A 23,930-nucleotide genomic window follows, 5' to 3' on the forward strand; every position below is an offset into this window, starting at 1 on the left:
GATCGACGCACGGTACGTTGGCGGGTCGAACCTCCCGTGATACCAACGCACATTGGTGCGTCAGGGCGAGGCGCTGCTTGCCTCGGGCGCGCGCGCCGTGCTAATGAAGCACGGGCATCTGGCATCCGCGGACAGTCCGACTAGCTGATCGAAACGACGGGCGCGCTGCGGTTTGCCGGCGCCCACGCCAATCGGGGCGGGCCGTGTCAGCGACAATCGCGCCGCTCATACAGCGACCATTCGCCCTCTTGCACGACCTGAACGACATCGCATTCATTGTTGACGAAAAAATTCTCCGGTACGGGCCCCGCCTTGTGCACGAAGAAATACCGATACTGCCGCCCGTTGTCTTTCGTCCAGTCGAAGCGCCGGGGATCGCCTTCGAGCGCCGGGGGTTGCAAAGGCAGCATCCCCGGTTTGAAGCGCGCGATCTGCGGCACGAACGTCGCGAAGTTGAAATCGACGAACCCGTGTTTCTCCGCCTGATACCACAGCGCCTGATGCATGTAAGCGGCGATGCTCCCGTACGCGGGACTTTCCCGATCGAACACGAGGTTCAGCGCGCGTTGACCCGGCTCCGCTCGCGCGAGCAGCTTCTCGAGCGGCGCGTTCTCGGCGGCGAAGCGATGCAGGCGGACGGCTTGATCGGTGAGAAAAATCCAGCATCCCGCGATGATCGCGGCCTGCACGCCGACGCCTCGCCATGCGGTCCAGGGCGAACCCAACGCCGAACCCGACGCCGATGCGCGCGCATCGCTCGCCGGCCGTGGCGCGGGACAGAACATCAGCGCATAGGCCGGCAGCAGGAAAAGCGCGAACCGGTGATACAGATAGCCGGTCTTGAGCGCCGCGTCGGGCACGGCGAACCAGATGAAAGTCACGGCCAGCATCGGGACGATCACCGCGCGGTCCCGATTGATCTTGTCGCGCCAGAGCCAAGGCGCCGCGAACATCAAGGCGACGAGCGGCAGATACATGGCGGCGCTCTTGCTCATGCCCCAGACATAAACGGGCAGCGAGAGCACGCGGTGCAAATTCCAGCCCCATTTAAATACGACGATGTCGGGCACCGTCTGCCCGAGCAGCGGATCGGTCGCGCGACTGCGCAGCACATAGGCAATGCACAGCAAGCCGAGCGGCACGAACGGCGCGAGCGCCTTCACGCCGCGCGCGAGCGGCCTTTGCTTGAAGAGCACGAAGCCGACGCCGACAGCGCACGCGAACAGAAACACGAGCCCGTGGCAGAAGAACAGCACCGCGCCCGCCAGCGCGATGGCGACACCCTTCTTCACCGACAACGCCGTTGCATAACCGTACGTCAGCCAGATGAACAGAATGCCCAGCGGCGCCGCGACCAAAAACGTGTAGAAGCCCCATCCGAACGCGAAGCCGAAACATCCGGGCACGAAGAGCCAGTCGAGCCGTGCATCGCCATGCAAATGACGTCGAAAGCCCACGCACGATGCGACGAACCCCAGGTACGCGACCGTCATCAGGCACTTGAGCGCGGCCGCGACCGGCATGAGATACGTGAGCGGCAAAGCCAGCCCATAGCCGATGAGATATGGCGTCAGCAGATTGAGTTGCACGAGGCTTTGCCACGGCGACGCATGTTCGAGCAGATCGCGCAGCAACATGACCTGCCCGGCGTGCTGGGGCAAGTCGGCGAGCGGCGGACGCGGCGCGATCCAGAACAAGGCTGCGCCATACAGCACGGTCGCGAAAAAAAGCACGCGCGGCAGCATCGCGGCTCGCGGACCGGCGCGCGAGACCGGCGCTGGCGCGGCCGCTGCATCGACGTTCGCGCTCGCCGGCGCGGAGCGATCGACCGGAAAGTTCATGGCGTTTCCTCGATGATGTGCCCTTCTTGGACGGAAGTCGTCGGCGTGTAGTGAGGCTGCGAACTTGTAGAGGAGGCGCGGACGCGCAGGGCCAGATTGACGAGCCGGCAAGGTTCGTCGCGCGGCGAGATGAGATCAAACGTCGTCATAGGCGATGTTCTCATGGCGAAAGCTGCGTTGACCGTAGAGCGCGTCGCTAAGCAGCCCGAAGGATTCATCCGACGTTAATGTGGGCGGACGACGCGGTACGCAGACGACGATACCACGCGATATGCAACAAAAAATATGCAGAAGCTCGTCTAGGCCGCGGGCCGATGCATCTCGCTACTTGCATGCGATGCAGCGTCAATCGCTCTGGCAAACCGATTGAGCGGATTAATCCTATTTCGACAATTCAGCTTTCGCTTAACTAGGGTTTATACCTAGTCGCAGCCGACTTACACTGCATCTCAACGACAACGCAGTGCGAGTCCAAGCTCCTGCGGCGTCCCGCTCAACCAGATACGGAGGTTTATCATGTTCAAATCAATCGTTCCCGCCATCGTCATTGCTTCGGCACTGGCTGCCCCGGCGCTGGCCCACGCGGACGAAAACGGCGCTCTGACCCGCGCCGAAGTGAAGGCGCAACTGGCCGAACTGCAGCGCGCCGGTTACAACCCCGCCAGCGATCACACGACTTACCCGGCCGCGATCCAGGCTGCGGAAGCCCGCATCCACGGGACGCAAGGCGCTGCGGCGACGTCGTTCGGCGGCTCGGCGGACGGCGCGTCGGCGTCCGGACGCGCGAATCGCGCGACTGCCGAGGTCAATGCGGTCGATTTCAATCGTCCGTAAGCGGTATCGACCGATGCGAAGCCCGGCCCCGCGCCGGGCTTTTTCGCATGCGCGTCCGCGTTTGGTGAGCGCCACGACAGGCGCCTTACGACGGTCATCTCGCTGTAAGCCTCGGATTTTTCGACGTTTTCGGATTGTGCTTTTTCATCGGAGGCTCGGACCGCACTAAAATGTGTGTCTGCTTGTCACAGATCTGGTTTCTGCCCCCTGCCATGCCTATCCCGTCGTCCTTGCGCCTCGCTGTCGTTTCACTCGGTCTTCTCGCGCTCGCTGCCTGCGGTGGCCGCACCGCCACCACGCCCAGCTATCAGCAGGAGTTGTTCAACACCGGCGCGAGCCCCTACGCGCATAACTTCGACGCCACGGTAAAGGAAACCTGCGAAGCCGCGCGCCGCGCGTTGCTGTCTCAAGGGTTTCTCACGACGATGGCGCAGGCCGACAGCGTCGACGCCACGAAGAACTTCCAGCCGTCCGCCGAGACGCACGTCGTGGTGTCGTTTCATGTCGTGTGCACGCCCGGCGAGAACGCGACGAATCAGAGCATCGCCTATGTGAACGCCGTGCAGGACGGCTACGCGCTCAAGAAGAGCGATACGTCCGCGAGCGTAGGCCTGAGCGTGCTCGGCTCGCTTTCGCTGCCGATCCGCTCGAACAGCGACGCGATGGTCAAGATCTCGAGCGAAACCGTGCCGGCCGGCAAGTTCTATGACCGCTTTTTCGGCTTGATGGGCCACTATCTGACGACGGTGCCGCGCAGCTCGCCCATTGCATCCGATGAAGTCGAGAGCAAGCCGCTCGCGCCCTCACTGATCGTCAGCTCGCCGGAGTTGACGCCGACGCCGATCGTCGTGCAGGCGCCTGCCGCGGCCGCGACCGCGATTCAGACGCCGGAGGCCGCGGCGGCCACTAAGCAGGAAGCCCAGGCTGCCGCCAGTACTGTGGCGGCATCGGCGCCGGTTGCGGCGTCGGCGGTGACGCATTGATGGATCGTTGGTCGGCTGCGGCGTCGGCGGTGACGCACCGCTTCGCCGACAATCTACCGACTGCGAAGACCGCAGTCACGGCATCCGCACTCGTGCCGCATCGGCGGTGACAGGCTGAGCGATTGCCGATTCGCGGGGCGTTGCGACTTCGGCCGGCGTCGGCCCATTCGTCGACGCGCATTTCCCGGTTCACGCAAGAGCGGAGCGACCGAACAGCACATATCGCCGACTCGACAGCGCCGCGCTGGCTCATCGGCCGGCTGTCGCACCAAACAAAAACGGGCTCCTCGCCGCCCTGCGTCGCCCCAATTCGCCGACGCGCGGCCTCCGTTTCGCGCCACAGCGAAGCGGCCGGACACCACCTATCCCATTCACCCGACTCGACAGCGCCGCGCTGGCTCATCGGCCGGCTGTCGCACAAGGCGATAACGGGCTCCTCGCCGCCCTGCGTCCGCCCATTCGCCGACGCGCTGCCTCCGTTCGCGCACAGCGTCGCGGCCGGACAGCACCTATCCCATTCACCCGGCTTGGCAGCGCCGCGCTGGCTCATCGGCCGGCTGTCGCACCAAACAAAAACGGGCTCCGACCTAAGCCGGAGCCCGTTCGCGCGCCTCGCCCGAAACGGCTGAGGCTCGCCGCTTATTTGCCGCCGTTTTGCGGGCTCAGCGTGAGCTTGTTCGAGACCGACTGCACGCCCGTCACGCCCTTCGCCACTTCTTCGGCCTGAGAGATCTGCGCGCCTTCCGGCACCGTGCCGGTCAACGTGACCGCGCCGCCGCGTGCGCGGACGAACACGTTCGACACATCGAAGCCCTGCGCTTTCGACAGCGCGCGGCGCACGTCGTAGCCGAGCTTGCGATCCGTCTTCTTGGTCGCGGACTTCTGCGCCTTGGTCGGCGCGGCGGATTCGGTGCCGGTGGTCGCCGCGGCATCGCTGGATTGAGCGTAGGCGCTCGACGCGACCGCCACGCACACCACGACGCCCAGCGCCTTCAACATATCGACAACTTTCATGGTTTCTCCTTTTGTTTCGCTTGTTGACTTCGCACAGTTGCTGCTTCGCTCGTTTGCACTTCAAGCCGGACAGCGTGGACCGGCCTAAGGCGTACGGCACCGCGCATGCCCGTGGCCGCGCGGCCGGCGGTCCAATGGACCGGCGAACCGGCGGCGACGTGCCGCGGATGCTGTCATGCAATGCTGCGAGAGGCTGGCGAAGAAACGAACTCGGCCGTTATTCGGGCGGATGACCCGTCGGCTCGTCTATGTGTTGTCCTGACGCACGGCAATTCAACAAGCGCCCAAGAAGGCGGCACGTGCCCGCCTGACCCAAATAACGGGTTTTCGGACGGAAGTCCTTGCCGTGCGGCGGCGAACGTCAATTTAGCCCAGCGCGGGCATTAGCGCAAAGCATTTAACATCGCGAGCCGCCCGCACGCGACACACGCGTGTCACACGCATGCCGCCGCCGCGACGGCAGCCGGGCCGCGAGGGCTTCGCGTCGCGCGTTCGGGTAAGCTCTCGGGCACGAAGTTGACAGTTGGCACGAGATGACTCAATCAGACGGCAATCCCCAAAAGGAACGCCCGCGACGCAGGCCGCAACCGAAAATCGTCGCGCGTTTCGTCGCGGTGTCGTGGCGCGACCTCGCGCTGACGTTCGGCCCGATTCTCGTCGTGGCGATCGCGGCGCTATACCTGGCCGTGCGGCTCATTCAACCCGCGCCGCCGAACACGCTCACCATCGCGGCCGGGCCGAAGGGCAGTTCTTTCTGGAACAGCGCGCAGAAGTACAAGGCGATCCTCGCACGCAACCGCGTGACGCTCAACGTGCTGGAGACCCAAGGCTCGCTCGACAATCTCACGCGGCTGGAGAAGCCGGATTCCGGCGTCGATGTCGGTTTCGTGCAGGGCGGCATGATGCCGCCGGGCGCAGTGCACGACGACCTCGAATCGCTCGGCAGCGTCGCATACGTGCCGCTCGCCGTGTTCTATCGCGGGCCCGTGGTTTCGCGGCTGTCGGAGTTCAAGGGAAAGCGGCTCGGCATCGGCGCCGAGGGCAGCGGCACGCGCGCGCTTGCGCTGACGCTCCTGAAGGCGAACGGCATCGAGCCCGGCGGCGACACGCAGTTGCTGCCGCTGTCCGGCGAGGCCGCGGCCAAGGCGCTCGAAGGCGGGCAGATCGACGCCGCGCTTTTGACGGGCGATTCCGCGCAGCCGCCGACGATGGCGAAGCTGCTGCGCACGCCGGGCGTGCGCTTCATGGACTTCGCGCAGGCCGACGCCTACGCGCGGCGCTTTCCCTACCTCACCGAGATCGAATTGCCGATGGGCGCGTTCGATTTCGCCAACAATCTGCCGCCGCGCCCGGTCCACATGATCGCGCCGACCGTCGAGCTCGTCGCCCGCGACAGCCTGCATCCCGCGCTCTCGGACCTGCTCATCGAGGCGGCGCGCGAAGTCCACAGCCGCGCGAACCTGATGCAGCGCGCGAACGAATTTCCCGCGCCGCTCGCCCACGAATTCCGCATCAGCGACGACGCCGAGCGTTATTACAAGTCGGGCAAGAGTTTTCTGTACCGCGTGCTGCCGTTCTGGATCGCGAGTCTCGCCGATCGCGTGCTCGTCGTGCTCGTGCCGCTCGTCGTCGTGCTCATTCCGGCGCTGCGGCTCGTGCCGGGGCTGTATCGCTGGCGCGTGAAGTCGCGCATCTATCGCTGGTATGGCGCGTTGATTGCAATCGAACGGGAGGCGATCAGCGGCCCCGACACCGCGCAGCGCGACGCCCTGCTCGACCGAATCGACGCGATCGAATCGGCGGTCAACCGGATGAAGATGCCGCTCGCCTTCGCGGACCAGTTCTATGTGTTGCGCGAGCACATCGGCTTCGTGCGCGAGCGGCTCGCCGCCGAGGCCGGCGCGAACGCGCAGCCGCCTTCGCGCCGGCAAGTCGCGTCGCGTGAAGACACGGAGCAGCGCAGCACGTAATATCGAATGATTCGATCGCGATAAGCGGTCGGGAGATACGCGGCGCGCGTTCGCCGCACCGGATGCAGGACACGACGCCAGCCGGCGAATGCCGCAGCGTGAGCGCCGCAGCAACCGAACACGTAGAGCGAACGACGAGGCCAGCGCGAGCGCGCCAAAAGCAAGGAGAAACGACATGAGTGCCCCGCATTCGACCGCCGACGGTCGCCCGTACTTTTTTTTCGACTTCATCTCGCCGTTCTCGTATCTGCTCTTGGAGCAGCACGACAAATGGCCCGACATGCCGTTCGAATTCGTGCCCGTGCAACTGCTGAAGCTCCTCGACCGCTGGAAGCAGCCGCACGCGGCCACCATTCCGTCCAAGCGCGTGTTCACGTATCGCCACGCGCTCTTTCGGGCCGAACAACTCGGCATTCCGTTCCGCATGCCGCCCGCGCATCCGTTCGATCCGGTGAAGGCGCTGCGGCTCGCCGTGCTCGCAAACGGCGACATGACGCGCGTGCGCGACATTTTTCGCTTCATCTGGCGCGAAGGGCGCGATCCATCGTCGCCCGATGGCTTTCGCGCGCTCTGCGAATACGTGGGCATGCCGGAGGCGGAATCGCGCATCGACGACGAAGACGTGAAGGCGAAGCTGCGCGACAACAATGACCGCGCCGTCGCGATGGGCGTGTTCGGCGTGCCGACCTTCGTCGTGAACGACCAGATCTTCTGGGGTGAAGACACGCTGCCGATGGTGCTCTACGTCGCCCGCTCGCCGAACTGGCTGGACGCGGCCGAGGTGAAGCGCATCAGCACGTTGCCGATGGCCCGCCCGGAAGCCGATCCCGGCGACACGACGGCAGTCGGCGGCTGAGCCACGGCGACCGCGTTCGCGACCGTCGCCTATGCCGCGCCTATGCCGCGCATAGGGCATGCGCTATGGCGTCAAAAATCGGAACGGGTTTAACTTCGGTTGCGGCCGTGCGCCGCGCCGTCTGTTTTTAACCGTTGCCGCACCCGACACGGCGCTTCGGCCTCCGGTCCCACGCAAAGCCCATGAACGAACCCGCCGATTCCCTCGACATCTGGCTCATCCGCGTCCTGCGCACGCTGCTGCTGGAGCGCAGCGTCACGCAGACCGCCCAGCGCCTGAACCAGACGCAGCCGGCCATCAGCACGGCGCTGCGCCGCCTGCGCGAAATCCTGAACGATCCGATTCTCGTGCGCGGCAAGCAAGGCATGGTGCCGACCGAATACGGCGAGACGCTGCTCGCGCCCGCGCAGCGCGCGCTGCGCGAGGTGGAGTTCGTCGCGACGCCGCACGGCGATTTCGATCCCGCCCATTCGCGCCGCACCTTCCGGCTCGCCGCGCCGGACTATCTGAACGATTTCTTCATGCCGACGCTCGTGGCCGCGTTTCGCGACGCCGCGCCCCATGCGCGTCTCGAAATCGAATCCCTGAACCCGATGCGCGACCACGAACGCGCGCTCGACGAAGGCGAGATCGACTTGATGGTCGCCAACTGGACGAAGCCCGAGCCGCGCTTCGAGCGACAGGACCTCTTCTCCGACGTGTTCGTCTGCCTGATGCGCGCGAACCATCCGCTCGCGCGCGAGCCGCTGACGGTGGAACGCTATGCGCTCGCCGCGCACCTCGCGCCGACGCCGTACAGCGGCGCGAAGCGTCATCCGATCGATATCGGGCTCGCGCGGGCGGGCATCCGCCGAAGAATTGTCACGACGATTCCGTATTTTGGTCTCGTGCCGCAGGTGTTGTTGCAATCGGACCTGATCTTCACCGCGCCGCGCCGTTTCGCGCAACACTATGCCGCGATGCTTCCGCTCGCGGTGCTGGATTCGCCGGTGCCGTTTCCGCGCATCAAGTGCTATCGGCTGTCGCAGCCGCAGTCGGATCAATCGACCGATGTGGCGTGGCTCTGCGCGTTGATGTCGCGCGTGTCGGACTCGCTCATCGGCCGAAAGACCGCGCCGGTGCATGAGTCCGCTGCGGCCGTCGCCAAATAACGTGCTCACGACATGGACGCTCTCGACCGCTTGATTCAACTCGCGCAGCTTTCCGGCGCGCTTGATTTGCGTTGTCTTTTGCGCGGCCCGCTCGAAGTGGATCACGCGCCCGCGCCGGCCGGCGAGGCGGCGTATCACGTCGTCCTGGACGGCGCGTGCACGGTGGCGCGCAAGGGCCATGCGCCGATCGACCTGAAAGCGGGCGATATTCTCTTTCTGCCGCGCGGCGACGCACACGTGCTTCACGTCGCGGGTGGCGACACACGCGGCGGCGACATGCAGACGCGCGACAACGGCGCGGTCACGGTGCGCAGCAATTGCGGCGAAGCGCAGCCGGCGGTGGATCTGCTGTGCGGGCGCTTCACGTATGCGCCGCGCGCGCTTCTCATCGACGTGTTGCCGGACGCGGTGCACGTGTCGTTCACGCGCGCGTCCGCGCCGTATCTGGGGCCGCTCGTCGCGGCGATGCGTCGCGAGGCGGAGGAAGCGCAGCTCGGCGCGCCGTCGATCGTGGCGGCGCTTTCCACCGCTCTGTTCGCGATGGTCTTGCGCGCGTGGCTGGCCGAGCAGCCGTCGCTTTCGGGCGTGCTCGCGCTGTTGGCGCACCGGCGGCTGGGCGCGTCCGTGATCGCGATGCTCGAACGCCCCGCCGATCCGTGGACGCTCGACATGCTCGCGAAGGAAGCGGCGATGTCGCGCGCCACGTTCATGCGCGCGTTCTCGGCGCATTCGGAAAGCTCGCCGCTCGCGCTGTTAGGCCATGTGCGCATGCAGCTCGCGAGCACCATGCTCACGCACACCAAGAAGAGCATCGCGGATGTCGCGGCGAATGTCGGCTATCAGTCGGAAGCGGCGTTCAGCAAGCGGTTCAAGGAAGTGTATGGCGTCGCGCCGGGGAAGTTTCGGGCGGAGCGGGGGTTTGGGGCGTGAGGCGCGCTTAGGCCATTGCGCGTTTCGCGCCCAGCACCGAAGCACTCGACCGCGCGCGTTCTTCCCGCACCCGCAGCACCTGCGCCGCGACTGCCAGCGCAATCGACGCCGGCGCTTTATCCACGATTCCTTCGACGCCGATCGGACACGTCATCTCGACGAGCCGCTCCTCCGCCAACCCGCGCTCCATCAATCGCCGCTCGAACTTCACGCGCTTCGTCTTCGAGCCGATCAGCCCGAAGTACGCGAAGTCGTCGCGCCGCATGATGCGCTGCGTGAGCGCGAAGTCGAGCGAATGATCGTGCGTCATCACGATGAAATACGCCCCGGCGGGCGCTTCATCGACGATGGCGTCCGGCAGATCCGTCGCTTCGATCTGCACGTTCGCGGGCACTTCGTCGGGGAAAAGCTCGTCGCGCGCATCGACCCATTGGACGACGCACGGCAGCGTGCCCAGCACCTTCACGAGCGCATGGCCGACGTGGCCCGCGCCGAACACGACGACATGCATCATGACCGCGCGCTCCTCACCGCATTGACCGCGCGCAGGATCTCCTCGGACGTCGCGGGCGCGTTCAGCGGCGGATTCACCTTGTGATCGCCGACCGCGGAGACTGCATCGCGGATCGCGAAGAACACCGAAAACGGCAGCAGCAGCGGCGGCTCGCCCACCGCCTTCGAGCGATGAATGCTGTCTTCCGCGTTGCGATTCTTGAAGAGCGACACGCGGAAATCGGCGGGCATGTCGTTGACCGTCGGGATCTTGTAGGTCGACGGCGCGTGCGTCATCAGCTTGCCGTCCTTGTTCCACCAGAGTTCTTCCGTCGTGAGCCAGCCCATGCCTTGCACGAACGCGCCCTCCACTTGCCCGATGTCGAGCGCCGGATTCAGCGACGCGCCTACGTCATGCAGCGCATCCGCGCGCAGCACGCGCATTTCGCCGGTGAGCGTGTCGATCACTACTTCCGACACCGCCGCGCCGTAGGAGTAATAGAAGAACGGGCGGCCCTGCATCGTCGCCTGATCCCAGTAGAGCTTCGGCGTCGCGTAGAAGCCGTCGGACCACAGTTGCACGCGCGCGAGATACGCCTTCGCGACGACTTCGCCGAACGGAATCGCATCTTCGCCGACGATCACGCAGTCGTTGGCAAAGCGCACGCTCGCCGCCGGCACCGTGCCCGCGCCGAACTTCTCCGCCGCGAATGTCGCGAGCCGCTCGCGCAGTTGACGCGCGGCGTCCTGCGCGGCCTTGCCGTTTAAATCCGTTCCGGTCGATGCCGCCGTCGCCGATGTATTCGCCACCTTGCTCGTGTCCGTCGCCGTCACGCGCACGCGGCCGAAGTCGATGCCGAGTTCATGCGCGACGACTTGCGCCACCTTCGTGTTCAGGCCCTGGCCCATTTCGGTGCCGCCGTGGTTCACGAGAATCGAGCCATCGGTGTAGATATGGACCAGCGCGCCGGCCTGATTGAAGTGCGTGACGTTGAACGCGATGCCGAACTTCACCGGCGTCAGCGCGAGGCCCTTCTTCAGAATCGCGTTGTCCGCGTTGAACTCGCGCACGGCTTCGCGGCGGCGGCGATAGTCGCTCGTCGCGGCCAGTTCGGCGATCAGCTCGTGCAGCACGTTGTCCTCGACCGTCTGGCCATACGGCGTGCGGTTGTTCTCCGTCTTGCCGTAGAGATTCGCGATGCGGACATCGAGCGGATCGCGGCCCACCGAACGCGCGATGTTGTCCATGATGTACTCGATCGCGAACGCGCCCTGCGGCCCGCCGAAGCCGCGAAACGCGGTGTTCGACTGCGTGTTGGTCTTGCCGCAATAGCCTTCGATGGCGACATTCGGCAGCCAGTACGCGTTGTCGAAGTGGCAGACGGCGCGCGTCATCACCGGGCCTGAGAGATCGGCGGAAAAGCCGCAGCGGGAAGTCATGTCGACGGCCACGCCCTCGATCACGCCTTCGTCGTCATAACCCACTTCGAAGTCATACACGAAGTCGTGGCGCTTGCCGGTGATCATCATGTCGTCGTCGCGGTCGGGGCGCAGCTTCACCGGACACAACAGCTTCCACGCCGCGAGCGACGCGCAGCACGCGAAGATGCCCGACTGCGATTCCTTGCCGCCGAATCCGCCGCCCATGCGCCGGCATTCGACGAGCACGTTGTGCGAATGCACGCCGAGCACATGCGCGACGAGATGCTGCATTTCCGTCGGATGCTGCGTCGAGCAGTAGACGTGCATGCCGTCATCGTCCTTCGGCACGGCGTACGCAATCTGGCCTTCGAGATAGAACTGCTCCTGGCCGCCGAGCTTCATCGCGCCGCGTTCGTGATGCGCCGCCTTCGCCATCGCGCTTTCCGCATCGCCGCGCGCGAGCTTCAGCGGATTGAGCACGTACGATTCGGCGCGGCGCGCGTCCTCCGCCGTGAGCACGGCGGGCAAGTCTTCGAATTCGATCGCTGCGCGGCGCGCCGCGAGCCGCGCCGTGTCGTGCGACGTCGCGACCACGATGAACATCGGCTGGCCGACGTACTGCACCACGCCCGGCGCGAGAATCGGATCGTCGTGGATGATCGGGCCGCAGTCGTTCACGCCGGGAATGTCGTCGGCGGTGAAGACGGCGACCACGCCCGGCGTCGCGCGCACGGCGTCGAAGTTCATCGACACGATCTTCGCGTGCGCCTTCGGGCTCAGCCCGAGCGCGGCGTGCAGCGTGCCCGCGACGGGCGGAATGTCGTCGGTGTAGCTCGCGCGGCCGCTCACGTGCAGATGCGCGGATTCATGCGGCCGCGAGACGTGGACCTGCTTGAACGCGTCGGCGTCGTTGACGAGGGACTGCGCGTCGGCGAGAAAGGCTTCGGCTTGCTGATTCATGTTCGTGTGTGTCCTTATTTCGCTTCGACGAGTTCGATCGCGCGCACATCCAGCTTCGATTTCGAGAGCGGATTGTGCGGGCGGGTCTCAAGCCAGAAGCGGTACAGCAGGCTCTTCGCCGTCTCCAGCCGATAGCCGCTGCTCGCGCGCATGTCGGTGAGCGGCGCGTAGTCCTCGCCGAGCGCGCGCATCGCGGCCTGCGCCGTCGCTTCGTGCCACTGCGCATCGGCGAGCGCGGCTTCGGCACGGGCGGCGCGCTTGGGCGTCGCGGCCATGCCGCCGAATGCGATGCGCGGCTCGCGGATCACGTCGCCCTCCGCGATATACGCGAACGCGGCGCACACGGCGGAGATGTCGGAGTCGAAGCGTTTGGACAGCTTATAAGTCCGGAAGCGCAGATTCGCGCGTTTTCCCGTGCGCGTCGGCACGCGCACCGCCGCGACGAATTCATGCTCGGCCATGTCCTTCTTCTGATACGCGAGGTACAGGTCTTCGAGCGGCAATTCGCGCGTGCCGTCGATGCTCGCCAGCACCACGCGCGCGTTCAGCGCGATGAGTCCAGGCATCGAATCGCCGATGGGCGAGCCGTTCGCCACGTTGCCGCCGAGCGTGCCGGCGTTGCGGATCGGCAGCGACGCGAACCGCAGCCACATCTCTTCCAGTTCGGGGTAGGTCTTCGCGAGTTCCGCATACGCGCGCTCGACGCTCACACCCGCGCCGATCTCGATCCACTCGTCCGTCGTCTCGACGCGCCTGAACGCATCGATCTGCCCGACGTAGACGATGTCGCCGATATCGCGCAATTGCTTCGTCACCCACAGGCCGACGTCCGTGCTGCCCGCGAGAATGCGCGCGTCCGGCTTCTCGGCCTTGATCTTCGCGAGCGCCTCGACGGTGCGCGGCGCGTCGAACTGGCGGCCGGCGTGCTCGTAGTGGAACGTGTCGTCGCGGGTGATGCTGTCGAGCGTGCGCGCGAGCGACTGCACATCGACGGGCGCGAGCGGCGCGTGATCGAACATGCGCTCGGCCGCGTCGATGATCGGCCGGTAGCCCGTGCAGCGGCACAGGTTGCCGGTCAGCGCGTTGCTGATTTCCTCGCGCGAAGGCGTCGTGCGGTGCGCGCAGCCGGTGGTCGCGTGGCCGTGCTTTTCGTAGAGCGCGAACATCGACATGGCGAAGCCCGGCGTGCAGAAGCCGCACTGCGACCCGTGGCAATCGACGAGCGCCTGCTGCACCGGATGCAGCGAGCCGTCGGGCTGGCGCAGGTCTTCGACGGTGAAGAGCGCGCGGCCATCGAGCGTCGGCAGGAACTGCACGCACGCGTTGACCGCCTTGAACGCGACGCCGCCCGCGCCGTCCGGCTCGCCGACGACGACCGTGCACGCGCCGCAATCGCCCTCGGCGCAGCCTTCTTTGGTGCCGGTGCAGCGCGCGTCTTCGCGCAGATATTGAAGAACGGTGCGCGTGGGCGACGCGCCGCTCACTTCGCGGATCGCGTTGCGGTGATAAAAGCGGATCGGCTGGGTCATGACGAATGTCTCGCGGGGCTTCATGGCTTCTTGCTGGTTGCGCGGGGTGCGCAGCCGGTGGCGGAGAGGTTCGGCCGGGAATTTTCGGAATAGTCCGACCGCCTCGATGGTTCGAAAGCTATCACCGCCAAAATGTGGAACCCATAGCGGACATTGCATGAGCGACATATTCGCCCCGCGATAAGTCACCAGCGCCCCGCCCGACAAGGCTTTCAGCGATGCGGCACGACCGTGCTTCCGGAAAATTTGGACCATCCAGTTACAAAACGGCTGCGACGCTGCGCCGCAACATATGGGAGAATCACGCCTTCGCGCCGAATTCAAGTCCGCACTTTCCCTATGTCCACCCAGCCCCGCACCGCCGCCGCGCCGCAAGGCGATTTCGCCGTCACTCTACGGATCGTTTCGGTCGTGCTGTACACGTTCCTCTGCTATCTGACGATCGGCATTCCGCTCGCGGTGCTGCCGGGCTTCGTGCATACGGATTTGGGCTACGGCTCGGTGATGGCGGGCGCGGCGATCAGCGTCCAATACTTCGCCACGCTGCTGTCGCGGCCGCTCGCGGGCCGCACCGCCGACACGCTCGGGCCGAAGAAAACGGTGCTGTACGGCCTGGCCGCCTGCGCGGCGAGCGGCGTGCTGCTGCTGTGCTCCGCGCTCGCCGCGCAATGGCACGCGGTGAGCCTCGTGCTGCTGGTGATCGCGCGACTCGTGCTCGGCTTCGGCGAAAGCTGGGTCGGTACCGGATCGATCACATGGGGCATCGGGCGCGTGGGCGTCGCGCACAACGCGAAGGTGATCTCGTGGAACGGCATCGCGACGTACGGCGCGCTTGCGATCGGCGCGCCGCTCGGCGTCGCCATCGACCATTCGCTCGGCTTCGCGTCGCTCGGCTTCATCGTGATCGCGCTCGGCGGCATCGGCTACTGGCTCGCGACGCGCATGGCGAGCGTGCCCATCGTGCACGGCGAGCGGATGTCGTATCGCAGCGTGTTCTTCCGCGTGCTGCCGCATGGGCTCGGACTCGCGCTCGGTTCCGCGGGCTTCGGGTCCATCGCCACGTTCATCACGCTTTTCTATGCCGCGCATCACTGGCCGAACGCGGCGCTTTCGCTCACCGTGTTCGGCACGACCTTCGTCGGCGCGCGCCTCCTGTTCGCCAACACGATCAAGGTCTACGGCGGTTTTCGCGTCGCCATCGTCTCGTTCGCGCTGGAATGCGCCGGCCTGCTGATGCTGTGGCTCTCCGCCGAACCCACCTTCGCCCTGGCGGGCGCGGCGTTGACCGGATGCGGCTTCGCGCTCGTGTTTCCGGCGCTCGGCGTGGAAGCGGTCGGCCTCGTGCCGCCCGCGAGCCGCGGCGCGGCGCTCTCCGCGTACTCGGTGTTCCTCGATTTGTCGCTCGGTCTGACCGGGCCGCTCGCGGGCTATGTCGCGGGCGAATTCGGCTACGGCTCGGTGTTCCTGTTCGCGGCGCTGGCGGCGGCATCGGCGGTGGCGTTGTCGGTGGCGCTTTACATGCGCGCCGGGCGCGGCGTGGGCGGCCCGGCAACCGCGTGAACGGTCGATTCGCAAATCGCTCCACTCTCTCGTCCGAAAGAGCAGGCAAACGCCGGAAATTTTGCCCGCTCTTTGTCTTAAAATCGCCGCTTGGCCCCACAGCGTCCGATTTATGAACTCGACCACGGAAGACCGCTGGCGCGACTTGCGCCCGGACCCGGACAGCGACACTCCGCTCTATCTGCAACTCGCCCGCAAGCTCGCCAACGCTATACACGACAACCGCTGGAACGCGGGCGAAGCGCTGCCGTCGGAGCGCGTGCTCTCGGAAGCGCTGGGCGTTTCGCGGATTACGTCGAGAAAGGCCATCGCGCTGCTGGTCGAGCAAGGGCTCATTCGACGCGAACAAGGCGCGGGCAGCTTCATCCGGCCGCGTTACGAAGACCCGCTCTCGCGTCTGTCGAGCTTCTCCGAAATGCTGCGGCGGCGCGGCTTCCAGCCGAGTTCGAAGTGGCTTTCGCGCACCATCGAGCCGGCCAATCGCGAAGAAGTGATTCAGCTCGGTCTCTCGCCCGCGGCCACCGTTGCGCGCCTGAAGCGCCTGCGCCTTGCCGACGACACCGTGATGGCCGTCGAGAACTCCACCTTTCCCGCCGCGCTGATTCCCGATCCGCTCGCCATCGGCGATTCGCTCTACAGCTATCTCGACACGCGCGGCCTCTCCATCGTGCGCGCGTTGCAGCACTTTCGCGCGGTGAACGCGAGTCCGGAGATTGCTGAACAGATGGGCATCGCGCCGCACGACGCGCTGTTGCTCATCACGCGCGTCGGCTACACGGCGGACCAGCGCGCGATCGAGCTGACCGATACCTACTGCCGCAACGACTACTACGACTTCGTCGCCGAGCTTCGCAAATAACGACGTCGCCCGCCATGACCGACACCGCCACAGTCCAGCCGTCCGACCGATCGCTCACCATCATGCTGTGGCTCGTCGCGACGGGCTTCTTCATGCAGACGCTCGACTCGACCATCGTCAACACCGCGCTGCCCGCGATGGCGCGAAGCCTCGGCGAAGCGCCGCTGCGCATGCAGGGCGTCGTGATCGCGTACTCGCTGACCATGGCGATGATGATCCCGGTCTCCGGCTGGCTCGCGGACAAGCTCGGCACGCGGCGCGTGTTTTTCAGCGCGATTCTGATCTTCACCATCGGCTCGCTGTTGTGCGCGAAGGCGCAGTCGCTCACCGGGCTCGTCGCGTTTCGCGTGGTGCAGGGCGTGGGCGGCGCGATGCTGCTGCCGGTCGGCCGGCTCGCCGTGCTGCGCGTCTTTCCGGCGGAGCGTTACCTTTCGGCGCTCGCGTTCGTCGCGATTCCGGGGCTCATCGGGCCGCTCATCGGTCCGACGCTCGGCGGCTGGCTCGTGCAGATCGCGTCGTGGCACTGGATCTTTCTGATCAACGTGCCGGTCGGCGTGATCGGCTGCATCGCGACGAATCTGTACATGCCCGACAGCCGCAATCCCGCGACCGCGCGCTTCGATCTCGCGGGCTATCTGCTGCTCGCGGTCGGCATGGTGGCGCTGACCATTTCGCTCGACGGTCTCGCCGATCTCGGCCTTCAGCACGCTATCGTGCTCGTGTTGCTGATTCTGAGCGTCGGCTGCTTCGTCGCTTACGGGCTGCACGCGACGCGCGCCGCGCAACCCATCTTCTCGCTCGATCTCTTCAAGATTCACACGTTCAGCGTCGGCTTGCTCGGCAACCTGTTCGCGCGGATCGGCAGCGGCGCGATGCCGTATCTCATTCCGCTTCTGCTGCAAGTGAGCCTCGGCTATACGCCGTTCCAGGCCGGCATGATGATGCTGCCCGTCGCCGCCGCCGGCATGGCGAGCAAGCGGCTCGTCACGCGGCTGATCGAACGCGTCGGTTACCGGCGCGTGCTGGTGACGAATACCGTGCTCGTCGGCCTGATGATGGCGAGCTTCGCGCTCACGAGCGCGCATCAGCCGCTATGGCTGCGGCTCGTGCAACTGGCCGCGTTCGGCGCCGTGAATTCGATGCAGTTCACCGCGATGAACACGCTCACGCTGAAGGACCTCGGCACCGGCGGCGCGAGCAGCGGCAACAGCTTGTTTTCGCTCGTGCAGATGCTGTCGATGAGCCTCGGCGTGACCGTCGCGGGCGCGATCCTCTCGACGTTCACCGGGCTCCTTCCGCGTGTCACCGAAACGAATTCGCTGCCTGCGTTCCACGCGACCTTCCTGTGCGTGGGCGTCATCACGGCGGCGACCGCGTGGATCTTCGGGCAACTCGCGCCGGAAGTGCGCGGCGCGCGCAAGAAGCCGGACCCGTCGGAAGCAAACTGAGCGATTGCGCTCCCCATCGCGACGTCGCGCAGCACCGCAGTGGTGCGCACGGCACCGCGACGCGACGCCCGACGTCATCTCGACCCGCAATAAGCGGACGAATGCACGCGCCCCACTGCGCAAACCCGCGCCGATGCTCGATTCGCATGCTTCTTGCTCGAATGATCGGATGCGATCTTGTAAACTGCCGCTATCTCATAAAGCCGATCGACGCCCGTTAGACCATGAGCATGGTTGATCTCGACCCTCCCCGCTTCCAGCCGCCGCGCCCTGTTGCCGGCGACGACGGCTCGCGTCGCACCGTGCTGTATGGCGAATACACCGTCTTCAGCGTGTTTCAGCCGGTGTTTTCGGTGTCGCACCGGCGGGCGATCGGCTATCACGCGTCGCTGCGGGCGCGCGACGAGACGCATCGGCATGTGCCGTCGCACGAGGTCTTCACGCAGGCGGCGCGGCGCGGCGACTTGCTGGAACTCGGCCGGCTCGCCGAATCGCTGCATCTGGGCAACTTCAATGCGTTCGACAGCCACGACGAATGGCTTTTCCTGAGCCTTCACCCGGCCGCGCTGATGGACACGAGCTACGGCGACGCGCTACTCGCCGCGCTGAAGGACATCGGCCTGCCGCCGCAGCGCGTGGTGCTCGAAGTGCCCGAGCAGGCGGGCGGCGAGACGACGCGCTTTTCCGAAATCGTCGATTCGCTGCGCAAGTCGGGCTTTTTGATCGCGCTCGACGGCTTCGGCGTGAAGCATTCGAACATCGACCGCGTGTGGCAGTTGCGGCCGGACATCGTCTCGCTCGACCGCTGCATTCTTCAGCAGGCGACCGAGCATTCGCATATCGAGCGCGTGTTGCCGCGGCTCGTGTCGCTGCTTCACGAATCCGGCCAGCTCGTGCTGATGGGCGGCCTCGCCACCGAACGCGACGCGCTGATCGCGCTCGAATGCAATGTCGATTTCGTGCAGGGCGCGTATTTCGCGCAGCCGAGCGTCGACGCCGTGCACAGCGAAGTCGCCGCAAAAACGATGGACGCGCTCTCGGCGGCATCGCGCGAACGGGTCGCGGCCCGCGAGCGCGCGCAGGCCGCGCGGCTCGAACCGTACGTGAGTGGACTGGAACGCGCCGCCGTCAAGCTGATGGAAGGCGAGGCGCTCGCCGCCGCCACGAGCGAATTGCTGCAACTGGCCGACACCGCGCGCTGCTTCCTGCTCGACCACGCGGGCAGGCAGATCGGCGACAACGTGGTGCCTGTCGTGCGCACGTCGCAGCGCGCGAAACGCTTCAGCCCGCTGCTGCATTCGGAAGGCGCAAGCTGGGAACGCCGGCCTTATTTCATCGAGGCGCTGCGCGCGCCGGGGCGCGTGCATCTGACGGCACCCTATTTGTCGATAAACGAGGCGCACCTGTGCGTGACCGCGTCCATCGCGGCGCAAACGCCTTACGGGCTTCAGGTGCTGTGCGTCGACATCAACTGGGAAGGCGTGCCGAAGCGCCGCTGAGACGCGTTTCTTCCATGCGGCGCTTACTTAATAGCGCCGCATCCGTCCCCGAAAGCAAGCGGTCCCAAACAATTCACAAAACCTAGGGAAACAGATACCGTACTGTCTCGGGCGCGCGACACGAGTGCCCTAACGCACAGAGCTAGAAAAAGAGCCCTCGTTATTCTGTACGCAAACGGTTCGGCGGCGCCCGCCCGAATCTCACGACGAATGATCGCAACGAGGAAATCATGGCCGAAGCTAGCGTTCCCCTGTGCGTCGATCTGGACGGCACGCTGACCGCCACCGATCTGCTGGTCGAATCGTTCCTCGTGCTCGTCAAGAAGAATCCGGTCTATATCCTCTACTGCTTTGTCTGGTTATTGCGCGGCAAGGCGTACCTGAAGGCGCAGATCGCCGAGCGCGTAGCCATCGATGTGTCCGTGCTGCCGTATAACGCGCGTTTCGTCGAATATCTGCGGGAGCAGCGTCAATCGGGACGCGACCTTTATCTCTGCACCGCGTCGAACAAACAGTTCGCAGAACAGATCGCCAAGCACTTCGGCATCTTCACAGGCGTGCTTGCAAGCGATCATTCGCACAACCTCAAAGGCAGCCAAAAGGCCGGCGCGCTCACGAAGGAATTCGGCGCGCACGGTTTCGATTACTGCGGCAACGCGCTCGCCGACGTGCCGGTCTGGGAGGCGTCGCGGCAGGCGATCGTCGTCGGCAATCGGCACATCGCGGCGGCGGCTGAAAGGGTGAACAAGACGATCGTCTTCTTCGAAGAAAAGCGCTCGCTCGTTCGCCTGACGCTCAAGGAAATGCGCGTGTACCAGTGGGTGAAGAACCTGCTGATTTTCGTGCCGCTGCTCGCGTCGCACCGCTTCACCGATCCGGCGATGCTGCTCGCCGAAACGCTCGCGTTTTTCTCGTTCAGCTTTTGCGCGTCGGCGGTGTACCTGCTGAACGACATGCTCGATCTCGACTCGGACCGTCGCCACGCGAAGAAGCGCAACCGGCCGTTCGCGTCCGGGCAACTGCCGCTGACCTACGGCATGGCGCTCACGTTGACGCTGCTCGTCGCATCCGCCGCGCTTGCCGCGCAACTCGCGCCCAACTTTCAGCTCGTGCTCGGCGGCTACTTCATCGTGACGCTCGCGTATTCGTTCAAGCTCAAGCGCCTGATGCTGGTGGATGTCTTCACGCTCGCCGCGCTTTATACGTCGCGCGTGATCGCGGGCGGCGCGGCGGCCGATATCCTGCTGTCGGACTGGCTCATCATGTTCTCGGTGCTCATCTTCCTGAGCCTCGCGATGGTCAAGCGTTACACCGAGCTCGACGCCCTCTTGCGCGACGGCAAGGTGTCGGCGGCCGGGCGCGGCTACGTCACGCAGGATCTCGGCATTCTGCGTTCGTTCGGCACCGCGTCGGGGTATGTCGCCGTGTTGGTGCTGGCGCTGTATCTGAACTCGTCGGACGTGCGGCTGCTGTATCGGCATCCGCACGCGCTATGGGTGCTCTTCGGGCTCTTGCTGTACTGGGTGAGTCGCGTGTGGATGCTCGCGTTTCGCGGCGAAATGCACGACGACCCGATCGTCTATGCGATCAAGAACCGCCTGAGCCTTCTCGTCATCTGTCTATGCATCGCCACGATCGTCGCGGCGATCTAGCTCCAACCTGACCTGCGCTTCATGCAATACATCACGCTTCTTCTGAGCGGCACGTGCAGTGCGCTCGCGAGTATCCTGCTGCGTCTCGCGGGCACGCTGCCGGCGAGCGGCCACGCGCTCGTCTTCGGCATGGAGCCGCGCGCGCTCATCTACCGGCTCGGGGCGATCGGCGCTTATGGCGCGGGCTTCGTGCTGTATGCGCTCGCGCTGCGGCGCGTGGAACTGAGCGTCGCGTATCCGTTGATGGTCGTGGTGACGATACTCGAAATCATGCTGTTCGGCGTGCTGCTCGGAGAGGCGATGTCGCTGCGCACGCTTGCCGGCGCCACGTTGTTGATCGCAAGTGTTCTGCTGCTTTACGCGCCCGCTCCGGCCACGGCCTGAGCCGCGTTGAATATCAAAAAAAGAGTCGTTTCGGGGAACTGTCATGCTGATTTCACGGACTGCCGCGGGCAAGTCCGCGCCGAGTCTCGGCGCGATTTCGACCGCGCTGATCGTCGTGGCGCTAGCGATGATCGCGGCGCGCGTGCCGCACGTCTACGCGCAGTTCCGCGCCGATCCCGCGAACGCCTTCAGCGATTTCAACTACTACCTGTACGCGTTCACGACCGTGCTGCGCCATCCTGCCGATGCAACGGTGCTCTACGATCACGCGAGCCTCGTCGCGTTCATGCGCTCGATCGGCGCCCGCGATGCCGGCATGGACGTGTTCTATGCGTATCCGCCGCAATTCGCGTGGCTGTTCTCGCCGCTCGGCGCACTCTCGCCGCTCGCGGCGAAGGCCGTGTGGGTCGGCGGATCGCTCATGCTGTTCGCGCTGGGCGTCGCGATGGTCGCGAAGCTCGCGTATCGGGGCGCGGATCGCGGCGTCGTGCTGCTGATCGTCGCGCTCGCGCTCTTGAGCCGCCCTTTCTTCGACGATGTGTATTGGGGCCAGTCGAACGAGTTGCTGTTCTTCCTGCTCGCGGCGACGTTCTTCTTCATCGATCGCGGCAATCGCGGGCTCGCGGGCGTGTTCCTCGGCGTGGCGATCGCGCTGAAGGTGACGCCCATCGCCATTGCGGGTCTGCTGCTGTTGCGACGCGAATGGCGCACTGCCCTCTTCACGTTCGTGACGTCCGTCGTGCTGACCGCGATCACGGCGTGGGCGCTCGGGTTTCATGCGATCTGGCATTACGTCGTATCCGACATGCCGCGCCTCAACACGCAGAACCTCATGCTCGGCGGCGCGCCGATCAACGTTGCGCTGCGCGGCGGCCTGCAAACGGTGCTGCAGAGCGCCGGCCTCGGCGCGTCTCAGGCGATGCTCGGCGCGGTCTGGATCGCTACCGCCTCGGTTGTCTGCACGCTGGCCGTGGTGCTGGTGGCGCGGCGCCACGCGGACCGTCGCATCGATTTCGCGCTCGCCACGATGACGATGCTCGTCGCATCCCCGATGCTGGAGCCGGTGCATCTGGTCGTTGCACTGATTCCGGTGTGCATTTTGTTCGGCACGGCGTTCGAGCGGCCCGGCGCGCGGCTGTCGCGGGTCGCGCCGCGAGTCGAATTGCTGCTCGCGAGCCTGGCGATTGCGGTGATGGCGTTCGCGTCGCGCGGCGCGAGTTATACGGTCGCGGTATGGCTGCTGTACGCGCTGCTCGTCGCGCGATACTTCGCGACCGGCGGCGTCACGCGCGTTCGTTCGATTCCGGGCGCAGAAGATCGAACGCCGCCAGCGCGAGCACGCCCGACATCACGATGAGCGCGGCGGAGTGGCGTCCGAAGTAAAGCAGCGCGGCGGAAGTCCACGCCGCGACGCAGAGGGCAGCGAAGCGTTTCATGATGAAGCGGTGGTGCAGGGAAAGATCGCTATTTTATCGAGCGGGCGTGGATGAACGCATAAAACGGCCGCTTGCGGTGTTGCTGATGGCATCAGCTCGATTGCGTCAGCCGAGGCGCTGGTCTAGCGTGCACCGCCCCTCGGCCCGCAACGACACCACTCTTACTGCGCCGCCAGATAAAACGCCTGGTCCCGCTGCGGCGTCACGCCGACCACGGTAAGCAAGCCGTTTACGACCGTCGCTTCGACGGGCATCGACACGTTGTTAAGACCGCACAACGCGCCGCTGAAATTCAGCGTGCCGTCGAGCAGATGCTTGCCGGTTGCGCGTGGCTTGAAGCTGCCCGAGAACGTGCATGCGCTCTGCGTGCCGTTGGCCGTGCCGTCGGCGGCGATGGTGATCGTCGAGACCGGGTTATAGCCCGCGCCGCTCGTCCACGTACGCGCGACATCGCTCAGGGCGAGCGGCGTGTCGTAGGTCGCGTTGTAGTTGCCGTTGAAGGCGGTGGCGGTCGTGTCAGGCGCAACGTAGAGACTCGTGGTGGCGGAAAGCGCGCTCTTCGTCGTAAAGTTGCCCGTCAGCGTGCCTGCGCGAATCGCGCCGAGGTTGTGGAAGCCGACCGTCGCTGAATCGGTGAGCGCGCCGTCGGTAGCCGTCATGATGCCTTCGATCATCCACACGAACGAGCCGCTCTGCGTGTAGATGCTGTAGTACTGCCCGTTTTCCAGCACGATGGTCTGCGCCGCGAACGACTGCGACGAATTCGCCGATCCGTACCAGAGGCCTTCGGGCAATGCGTGAGACGTCTTGGGAACACAGGATTTCGTCAGATTGCTGAGATCCGACACGCAGGTCTTGTCGTCGCCGCCGCCGCCGCCGCATGCGGCGAGGATGGGCAGAGCGAGCAGGCAGAGTTTCGATAGGAGTTTCATGGCGAGTTCATTGTCTTCGGAGTGAGCACAGGCCGCCGCTCTCGACGGATGCCGACAATGAAATAACGGAACGTTACCGTGGAACTTTAGGACTCAGGACGCGCGAGCTCACGCTGGGAGAGTCGCGTGAAGGCGCCGCGTCGTTACAGCGCGCGCCATGCGGATGACAGCCGCGTCC

The 23,930-nt window shown here is 65.5% G+C and carries 19 protein-coding genes; 13 read left to right on the forward strand and 6 right to left on the reverse strand.

The features are described from left to right. Nucleotides 1-206: 206 nt before the first annotated feature. Nucleotides 207-1,841 carry a hypothetical protein gene (locus JYK05_RS10220; RefSeq protein ID WP_175944806.1) on the reverse strand — a complete coding sequence of 545 codons (1,635 nt, stop codon included), beginning with the start codon at nt 1,839-1,841 and terminating at the stop codon, nt 207-209. Between the two features lie 516 nt (nt 1,842-2,357). Between JYK05_RS10220 and JYK05_RS10225 the strand changes: the two genes are divergently transcribed. Next, nucleotides 2,358-2,675 carry a DUF4148 domain-containing protein gene (locus tag JYK05_RS10225; protein WP_175944808.1) on the forward strand — a complete coding sequence of 106 codons (318 nt, stop codon included), beginning with the start codon at nt 2,358-2,360 and terminating at the stop codon, nt 2,673-2,675. 212 nt (nt 2,676-2,887) lie between these two features. Further along, nucleotides 2,888-3,658 (forward strand): DUF2242 domain-containing protein, encoded by a 771-nt coding sequence (locus tag JYK05_RS10230; RefSeq protein WP_175945293.1) that lies wholly within the window; start codon nt 2,888-2,890, stop codon nt 3,656-3,658. Nucleotides 3,659-4,297: 639 nt separating this feature from the next. Here the strand turns inward: JYK05_RS10230 and JYK05_RS10235 are convergent. After that, nucleotides 4,298-4,672 carry a BON domain-containing protein gene (locus JYK05_RS10235; protein ID WP_175944809.1) on the reverse strand — a complete coding sequence of 125 codons (375 nt, stop codon included), beginning with the start codon at nt 4,670-4,672 and terminating at the stop codon, nt 4,298-4,300. A gap of 533 nt (nt 4,673-5,205) precedes the next feature. On the opposite strand from JYK05_RS10235, the gene JYK05_RS10240 reads away from it, so the two are divergent. From JYK05_RS10240 to JYK05_RS10255, 4 genes are all read left to right on the forward strand, one after another. Next, nucleotides 5,206-6,642 (forward strand): TAXI family TRAP transporter solute-binding subunit, encoded by a 1,437-nt coding sequence (locus JYK05_RS10240; protein ID WP_175944811.1) that lies wholly within the window; start codon nt 5,206-5,208, stop codon nt 6,640-6,642. Nucleotides 6,643-6,817: 175 nt separating this feature from the next. Continuing rightward, complete coding sequence (locus JYK05_RS10245; protein WP_206466844.1) at nt 6,818-7,498, forward strand: 2-hydroxychromene-2-carboxylate isomerase; 681 nt, start codon at nt 6,818-6,820, stop codon at nt 7,496-7,498. A gap of 182 nt (nt 7,499-7,680) precedes the next feature. Beyond that, nucleotides 7,681-8,649, forward strand: coding sequence for a LysR family transcriptional regulator (locus JYK05_RS10250; RefSeq protein WP_175944815.1), 969 nt, complete (start codon nt 7,681-7,683; stop codon nt 8,647-8,649). A 12-nt stretch (nt 8,650-8,661) separates the two neighbouring features. Then, on the forward strand, nt 8,662-9,579 hold the full coding sequence (locus tag JYK05_RS10255) for an AraC family transcriptional regulator (RefSeq protein ID WP_175944817.1): 918 nt from the start codon (nt 8,662-8,664) through the stop codon (nt 9,577-9,579). Between the two features lie 7 nt (nt 9,580-9,586). Here the strand turns inward: JYK05_RS10255 and xdhC are convergent, their stop codons facing one another. From xdhC to xdhA, 3 genes are read right to left on the reverse strand one after another with little or no spacing between them, the layout of a single operon-like run. Next, nucleotides 9,587-10,093, reverse strand: a complete 507-nt coding sequence (xdhC, locus tag JYK05_RS10260) for a xanthine dehydrogenase accessory protein XdhC (protein ID WP_206466846.1) — start codon at nt 10,091-10,093, stop codon at nt 9,587-9,589. Continuing rightward, complete coding sequence (gene xdhB / locus JYK05_RS10265) at nt 10,090-12,453, reverse strand: xanthine dehydrogenase molybdopterin binding subunit (RefSeq protein ID WP_206466848.1); 2,364 nt, start codon at nt 12,451-12,453, stop codon at nt 10,090-10,092. The genes xdhC and xdhB overlap by 4 nt, the downstream gene beginning before the upstream one ends. 14 nt (nt 12,454-12,467) lie before the next feature. Next, nucleotides 12,468-13,982: a xanthine dehydrogenase small subunit gene (xdhA, locus tag JYK05_RS10270; RefSeq protein WP_206466849.1), complete on the reverse strand. Its 1,515-nt coding sequence runs from the start codon at nt 13,980-13,982 to the stop codon at nt 12,468-12,470. A gap of 339 nt (nt 13,983-14,321) precedes the next feature. Here xdhA and JYK05_RS10275 point away from each other — a divergent pair, with 339 nt between their 5' ends. The 7 genes from JYK05_RS10275 to JYK05_RS10305 all read left to right on the forward strand — a co-directional run bounded on the left by JYK05_RS10275 (nt 14,322) and on the right by JYK05_RS10305 (nt 22,741). Next, a complete protein-coding gene (locus JYK05_RS10275) occupies nt 14,322-15,542 on the forward strand; it encodes an MFS transporter (protein WP_206466851.1) in 1,221 nt (406 codons plus the stop codon). A gap of 112 nt (nt 15,543-15,654) precedes the next feature. Then, nucleotides 15,655-16,401 (forward strand): GntR family transcriptional regulator, encoded by a 747-nt coding sequence (locus JYK05_RS10280; RefSeq protein ID WP_175944828.1) that lies wholly within the window; start codon nt 15,655-15,657, stop codon nt 16,399-16,401. A 14-nt stretch (nt 16,402-16,415) separates the two neighbouring features. Beyond that, on the forward strand, nt 16,416-17,849 hold the full coding sequence (gene mdtD, locus JYK05_RS10285) for a multidrug transporter subunit MdtD (protein WP_175944830.1): 1,434 nt from the start codon (nt 16,416-16,418) through the stop codon (nt 17,847-17,849). A gap of 224 nt (nt 17,850-18,073) precedes the next feature. Then, nucleotides 18,074-19,348: an EAL domain-containing protein gene (locus JYK05_RS10290; protein WP_175944832.1), complete on the forward strand. Its 1,275-nt coding sequence runs from the start codon at nt 18,074-18,076 to the stop codon at nt 19,346-19,348. 230 nt (nt 19,349-19,578) lie between these two features. Next, complete coding sequence (locus tag JYK05_RS10295; RefSeq protein ID WP_206466852.1) at nt 19,579-21,000, forward strand: UbiA family prenyltransferase; 1,422 nt, start codon at nt 19,579-19,581, stop codon at nt 20,998-21,000. A 21-nt stretch (nt 21,001-21,021) separates the two neighbouring features. Next, nucleotides 21,022-21,384, forward strand: a complete 363-nt coding sequence (locus JYK05_RS10300; protein WP_206466854.1) for a ligand-binding protein SH3 — start codon at nt 21,022-21,024, stop codon at nt 21,382-21,384. 43 nt (nt 21,385-21,427) lie between these two features. Next, complete coding sequence (locus tag JYK05_RS10305; RefSeq protein WP_206466855.1) at nt 21,428-22,741, forward strand: glycosyltransferase family 87 protein; 1,314 nt, start codon at nt 21,428-21,430, stop codon at nt 22,739-22,741. 240 nt (nt 22,742-22,981) lie between these two features. Here the strand turns inward: JYK05_RS10305 and JYK05_RS10310 are convergent, their stop codons facing one another. Further along, nucleotides 22,982-23,752 (reverse strand): hypothetical protein, encoded by a 771-nt coding sequence (locus tag JYK05_RS10310; protein WP_206466856.1) that lies wholly within the window; start codon nt 23,750-23,752, stop codon nt 22,982-22,984. Between the last annotated feature and the right edge of the window lie 178 nt (nt 23,753-23,930).

The organism is Caballeronia sp. M1242 (assembly GCF_017220215.1).
Lineage (GTDB): Bacteria > Pseudomonadota > Gammaproteobacteria > Burkholderiales > Burkholderiaceae > Caballeronia.

Coding starts and splice junctions, on each gene's coding strand:
- JYK05_RS10220 (WP_175944806.1), bottom strand. CDS start 1,841: ATGAACTTTCCGGTCGATCGCTCCGCGCCGGCGAGCGCGAACGTCGAT.
- JYK05_RS10225 (WP_175944808.1), top strand. CDS start 2,358: ATGTTCAAATCAATCGTTCCCGCCATCGTCATTGCTTCGGCACTGGCT.
- JYK05_RS10230 (WP_175945293.1), top strand. CDS start 2,888: ATGCCTATCCCGTCGTCCTTGCGCCTCGCTGTCGTTTCACTCGGTCTT.
- JYK05_RS10235 (WP_175944809.1), bottom strand. CDS start 4,672: ATGAAAGTTGTCGATATGTTGAAGGCGCTGGGCGTCGTGGTGTGCGTG.
- JYK05_RS10240 (WP_175944811.1), top strand. CDS start 5,206: ATGACTCAATCAGACGGCAATCCCCAAAAGGAACGCCCGCGACGCAGG.
- JYK05_RS10245 (WP_206466844.1), top strand. CDS start 6,818: ATGAGTGCCCCGCATTCGACCGCCGACGGTCGCCCGTACTTTTTTTTC.
- JYK05_RS10250 (WP_175944815.1), top strand. CDS start 7,681: ATGAACGAACCCGCCGATTCCCTCGACATCTGGCTCATCCGCGTCCTG.
- JYK05_RS10255 (WP_175944817.1), top strand. CDS start 8,662: ATGGACGCTCTCGACCGCTTGATTCAACTCGCGCAGCTTTCCGGCGCG.
- xdhC (WP_206466846.1), bottom strand. CDS start 10,093: ATGATGCATGTCGTCGTGTTCGGCGCGGGCCACGTCGGCCATGCGCTC.
- xdhB (WP_206466848.1), bottom strand. CDS start 12,453: ATGAATCAGCAAGCCGAAGCCTTTCTCGCCGACGCGCAGTCCCTCGTC.
- xdhA (WP_206466849.1), bottom strand. CDS start 13,982: ATGACCCAGCCGATCCGCTTTTATCACCGCAACGCGATCCGCGAAGTG.
- JYK05_RS10275 (WP_206466851.1), top strand. CDS start 14,322: ATGTCCACCCAGCCCCGCACCGCCGCCGCGCCGCAAGGCGATTTCGCC.
- JYK05_RS10280 (WP_175944828.1), top strand. CDS start 15,655: ATGAACTCGACCACGGAAGACCGCTGGCGCGACTTGCGCCCGGACCCG.
- mdtD (WP_175944830.1), top strand. CDS start 16,416: ATGACCGACACCGCCACAGTCCAGCCGTCCGACCGATCGCTCACCATC.
- JYK05_RS10290 (WP_175944832.1), top strand. CDS start 18,074: ATGAGCATGGTTGATCTCGACCCTCCCCGCTTCCAGCCGCCGCGCCCT.
- JYK05_RS10295 (WP_206466852.1), top strand. CDS start 19,579: ATGGCCGAAGCTAGCGTTCCCCTGTGCGTCGATCTGGACGGCACGCTG.
- JYK05_RS10300 (WP_206466854.1), top strand. CDS start 21,022: ATGCAATACATCACGCTTCTTCTGAGCGGCACGTGCAGTGCGCTCGCG.
- JYK05_RS10305 (WP_206466855.1), top strand. CDS start 21,428: ATGCTGATTTCACGGACTGCCGCGGGCAAGTCCGCGCCGAGTCTCGGC.
- JYK05_RS10310 (WP_206466856.1), bottom strand. CDS start 23,752: ATGAAACTCCTATCGAAACTCTGCCTGCTCGCTCTGCCCATCCTCGCC.